The 5379-nt window shown below is 56.9% G+C and carries 2 tRNA genes and 3 rRNA genes; all 5 read right to left on the reverse strand.

The features are described from left to right. Positions 1-131: 131 nt before the first annotated feature. The 5 genes from rrf to AUP43_RS06065 all read right to left on the reverse strand — a co-directional run bounded on the left by rrf (position 132) and on the right by AUP43_RS06065 (position 5181). A 5S ribosomal RNA gene (rrf, locus tag AUP43_RS06045) occupies positions 132-246 on the reverse strand. Between the two features lie 94 nt (positions 247-340). Further along, positions 341-3081: ribosomal RNA gene (locus AUP43_RS06050) — 23S ribosomal RNA — on the reverse strand. Positions 3082-3336: 255 nt separating this feature from the next. After that, positions 3337-3412, reverse strand: a tRNA-Ala gene (locus tag AUP43_RS06055). Between the two features lie 44 nt (positions 3413-3456). Continuing rightward, positions 3457-3533, reverse strand: a tRNA-Ile gene (locus AUP43_RS06060). 160 nt (positions 3534-3693) lie between these two features. Then, positions 3694-5181 (reverse strand): 16S ribosomal RNA (locus tag AUP43_RS06065). The 16S, 23S and 5S rRNA genes sit together here with 2 tRNA genes alongside, the layout of an rRNA operon. Between the last annotated feature and the right edge of the window lie 198 nt (positions 5182-5379).

Here is a 5379-nt window from a genome sequence, read left to right on the forward strand (position 1 = left end):
GACCTTCAGGTTATGAGCCTGACGAGCTACCGGGCTGCTCCACCCCGCGGGGGTGCTGTGGAGTGGTTGCGGCGCCGTATGGCGCTAGGTGTCATGGTGAGGTTCTGCGGTGTTTGAGGCGTGCTTTGAAGACCTGGCAGCGACCTACTCTCCCACGTCTTGAGACGGAGTACCATCGGCGCTAAGGGTTTTCACGGCCGAGTTCGGGATGGGATCGGGTGTTTGCCCCTTGCCATAACCACCAGGTCGTCAAAGCACGCTTTTCGTATGAGGTCTTTCTTTATGTAACTCGGCAGGGGCAAGGCCGGCTGTGCCGGGCGTTGCCGCTGCGTGTGGTGGGCTGATCAAGCCGATCGAGCGATTAGTACCGGTTAGCTGAATGCGTTACCGCACTTATACTTCCGGCCTATCGACGTGATGGTCTATCACGGCTCTCAAGCGAGACCTGGTTTTGAGGTGGGTTTCCCGCTTAGATGCTTTCAGCGGTTATCCCGTCCGTACATAGCTACCCTGCGGTGCCGCTGGCGCGACAACAGGTACACCAGAGGTACGTCCATCCCGGTCCTCTCGTACTAGGGACAGATCCTCTCAAGTCTCGAACACCCACGGCAGATAGGGACCGAACTGTCTCACGACGTTCTAAACCCAGCTCACGTACCACTTTAATCGGCGAACAGCCGAACCCTTGGGACCTGCTCCAGCCCCAGGATGTGATGAGCCGACATCGAGGTGCCAAACAACCCCGTCGATATGGACTCTTGGGGGTTATCAGCCTGTTATCCCCGGCGTACCTTTTATCCGTTGAGCGATGGCCCGTCCACGTGGGACCACCGGATCACTATGACCGACTTTCGTCTCTGTTCGGCATGTCTGCCTCACAGTCAGGCGGGCTTATGCCATTGCACTCGACAGCTGATGTCCGACCAGCCTGAGCCCACCATCGCGCGCCTCCGTTACTCTTTGGGAGGCGACCGCCCCAGTCAAACTACCCGCCATGCAGGGTCCCGGATCCGGATAACGGACCGCGGTTAGATATCAGAAGACAGAAGGGCGGTATTTCAAGGGTGCCTCCACGCAAGCTAGCGCCTACGCTTCAAAGGCTCCCGCCTATCCTACACATCCAACTCCTGATACCACTGCAAAGCTGTAGTAAAGGTGCACGGGGTCTTTCCGTCTGACCGCGGGAACCCCGCATCTTCACGGGGAATTCAATTTCGCTGAGTTGATGTTGGAGACAGCGGGGAAGTCGTTACGCCATTCGTGCAGGTCGGAACTTACCCGACAAGGAATTTCGCTACCTTAGGACCGTTATAGTTACGGCCGCCGTTTACCGGGGCTTCAATTCGGAGCTTGCACCCCTCCTTTTAACCTTCCGGCACCGGGCAGGCGTCAGACCCTATACGTCGCCTTGCGGCTTCGCAGAGCCCTGTGTTTTTAGTAAACAGTCGCCACCCCCTGGTCTGTGCCACCACCCACCGGTTGCCCGATGGGAGGTCCCTCTTATCCCGAAGTTACGAGGGTAATTTGCCGAGTTCCTTCAACATCATTCTCTCAAGCGCCTTGGTATACTCTACCTGCCCACCTGTGTCGGTTTCGGGTACGGTCTATATGCTAGGGCTATTTCCTGGAAGTCCTACGCTGCACCCCCAATCCGATAAGGAGATACAACTATCGGCCTTCGTCACCTCTAGCAGGCCGGGGAATATTAACCCCGTTCCCATCGACTACGGCTGTCGCCCTCGTCTTAGGAGCCGGCTCACCCTGCGCGGATTAACCTTGCGCAGGAACCCTTGGGCTTTCGGCGAGAGTGTTTCTCACACTCTTTGTCGCTACTCATGTCAGCATTCTCACTTCCGATACCTCCAGGAGGGGTCACCCCTCTCCCTTCGCAGGCCTACGGAACGCTCCGCTACCGATACCCTTGCGGATATCCCACAGCTTCGGTGCATGGCTTTAGCCCCGTTACATTTTCGGCGCAGGACGACTTGTCTAGACCAGTGAGCTATTACGCTTTCTTTAAAGGATGGCTGCTTCTAAGCCAACCTCCTGGCTGTCTTGGTCTTCCCACATCCTTTCCCACTTAGCCATGACTTGGGGACCTTAGATGGTGGTCTGGGTTGTTTCCCTCTTGACGACGGACGTTAGCACCCGCCGTCTGTCTGCCGCACTCTACTCGCCGGTATTCGGAGTTTGGTTAGGTTTGGTAAGGCTCGCGCCCCCCTAGCCCATCCAGTGCTCTACCCCCGGCGGTAATATGCGACGCGCTACCTAAATAGCTTTCGCGGAGAACCAGCTATTTCCGAGTTTGATTGGCCTTTCACCCCTAACCACAGGTCATCCCCGTCTTTTTCAACAGACGTGGGTTCGGCCCTCCAGAGCGTGTTACCGCACCTTCAGCCTGCCCATGGCTAGATCACTCGGTTTCGGGTCTAATCCGTGCAACTCTGACGCCCTATTCAGACTCGCTTTCGCTACGCCTACACCTAACGGCTTAAGCTTGCTGCACAGACTAACTCGCTGACCCATTATACAAAAGGTACGCGGTCACACCTTATAGGTGCTCCCACTGTTTGTAGGCATCCGGTTTCAGGTCTATTTCACTCCCCTCATCGGGGTGCTTTTCACCTTTCCCTCACGGTACTGGTTCACTATCGGTCACCAAGGAGTACTTAGGCTTGGAGGGTGGTCCCCCCATGTTCAGACAGGATTTCACGTGTCCCGCCTTACTCGAGGACCAGAAGAACCTCTTACCCGTACGGGGCTATCACCCGCTACGGCCCGACTTTCCAGACGGTTCCGGTTCGATTCTCCTGGCCACTGGCCTAGTCCGCGTTCGCTCGCCACTACTAGCGGAGTTTCGGTTGATATCCTTTCCTCCGGCTACTGAGATGTTTCAGTTCACCGGGTTCGCCTCCTTGACCTATGGATTCAGTCAAGGATGACCCGAAGGTCGGGTTTCCCCATTCGGACATCCGTGGATCAAAGGTTGCTCGCACCTCCCCACGGCTTTTCGCAGCGTGCCACGTCCTTCATCGCCTCTTGGTGCCAAGGCATCCACCAGATGCCCTTAGACGCTTGATCAGCGCCACACGCAGGGACAACGCCCGGCCCGAAGACCAGTCGAACTCCCCCGTGTGGAGTTACTTTTAGAAAGACTCCAAGACCTGATCTCAGTCGGCAGCCGCGGAGCCACCAACCGTCACGAGATCAGATCTCGTTGCAGAACCTATTCACCATGTCAAACAACCAGGCCGGCTTGACGCCGAACCGTCACGCCAGGCTCTCGCCCGGCGATCTCTATCAACCACGAAGGACTTCATACACCACACAAGAAGATGGTGGAGGCGGACGGGATCGAACCGACGACCTCAAGCTTGCAAAGCTAGCGCTCTCCCAACTGAGCTACGCCCCCAGCGCTCTCGCCCGGCGGCGTCCGCCGACAAGGGCCGCAACAAGTGGTGGGCCGAGCTGGATTTGAACCAGCGACCTCACGCTTATCAAGCGCGCGCTCTAACCAACTGAGCTACCAGCCCAAAGCCTTTAGGCAACCGCGCGCTCGCCCAAAGGGCAATCGCAGGCGGCGCCTGCCTTCGTGGAAGGGATGCGTGGACGGCGACCCGCAAAAGGTCGCTTGGTCGTTGTCTAGTAAAGCCGTCGATCGGGCGTTGAGAACCGATGCAACAGCTTCCTTAGAAAGGAGGTGATCCAGCCGCAGGTTCCCCTACGGCTACCTTGTTACGACTTCACCCCAGTCGCTGACCTTACCGTGGTCGGCTGCCTCCTTGCGGTTAGCGCACCGGCTTCGGGTAAAACCAACTCCCATGGTGTGACGGGCGGTGTGTACAAGGCCCGGGAACGTATTCACCGCGGCATGCTGATCCGCGATTACTAGCGATTCCACCTTCATGCACTCGAGTTGCAGAGTACAATCCGAACTGAGACGGCTTTTTGGGATTAGCACAGGGTCGCCCCTTCGCTGCCCATTGTCACCGCCATTGTAGCACGTGTGTAGCCCAGCCCATAAGGGCCATGAGGACTTGACGTCATCCCCGCCTTCCTCCGGCTTGTCACCGGCAGTTTCTCTAGAGTGCCCAGCCGAACTGATGGCAACTAAAGATGGGGGTTGCGCTCGTTGCGGGACTTAACCCAACATCTCACGACACGAGCTGACGACAGCCATGCAGCACCTGTGCGGGAGCCAGCCGAACTGAAGGATCCTGTCTCCAAGACCCAAACTCCCCATGTCAAGGGCTGGTAAGGTTCTGCGCGTTGCTTCGAATTAAACCACATGCTCCACCGCTTGTGCGGGCCCCCGTCAATTCCTTTGAGTTTTAACCTTGCGGCCGTACTCCCCAGGCGGAGTGCTTAATGCGTTAGCTGCGACACCGAAGAACTAAGTTCCCCAACGTCTAGCACTCATCGTTTACGGCGTGGACTACCAGGGTATCTAATCCTGTTTGCTCCCCACGCTTTCGCGCCTCAGCGTCAGTAACGGGCCAGGCAGTCGCCTTCGCCACTGGTGTTCTTCCCAATATCTACGAATTTCACCTCTACACTGGGAATTCCACTACCCTCTCCCGTCCTCAAGCAATCCAGTATCAAGCGCAGTTCCCAGGTTGAGCCCGGGGCTTTCACGCCTAACTTAAATCGCCGCCTACGCGCCCTTTACGCCCAGTAATTCCGAACAACGCTAGCCCCCTCCGTATTACCGCGGCTGCTGGCACGGAGTTAGCCGGGGCTTCTTCTGCGGGTACCGTCATCATCTTCCCCGCCGAAAGCGCTTTACAACCCTAAGGCCTTCATCACGCACGCGGCATTGCTGGATCAGGGTTGCCCCCATTGTCCAATATTCCCCACTGCTGCCTCCCGTAGGAGTCTGGACCGTGTCTAAGTTCCAGTGTGGCTGATCATCCTCTCAGACCAGCTACGGATCGCAGGCTTGGTGAGCCGTTACCTCACCAACTACCTAATCCGACGCGGGCCCCTCCCAAGGCGATAAATCTTTCACCCTCAGGTCACATACGGTATTAGCTCACGTTTCCATGAGTTATTCCGTACCTCGGGGCAGGTTCCCACGCGTTACTCACCCGTCCGCCACTATCTCCGAAGAGATCGTTCGACTTGCATGTGTTAGGCATGCCGCCAGCGTTCGTTCTGAGCCAGGATCAAACTCTCAAGTTCATCGAGACATCCTTAAAAGACATCCCAACTACAGAGCCCGTCCCTACACAAACAAAGCATTCATCGTATCCAAACCACCCAAGCTCTCACCCAGGCAGTCCAAACACAATCGTAAGCATCAGATGCGTTTAGAACGGACAGCTAACCCTCACAGGCCGCCGCCCACGCATCCCTTCCAATATTCACTTGTCAATGAGC

The sequence above is a fragment of the Oceanibaculum pacificum genome, assembly GCF_001618175.1.
In the GTDB taxonomy this organism is placed as follows: domain Bacteria; phylum Pseudomonadota; class Alphaproteobacteria; order Oceanibaculales; family Oceanibaculaceae; genus Oceanibaculum; species Oceanibaculum pacificum.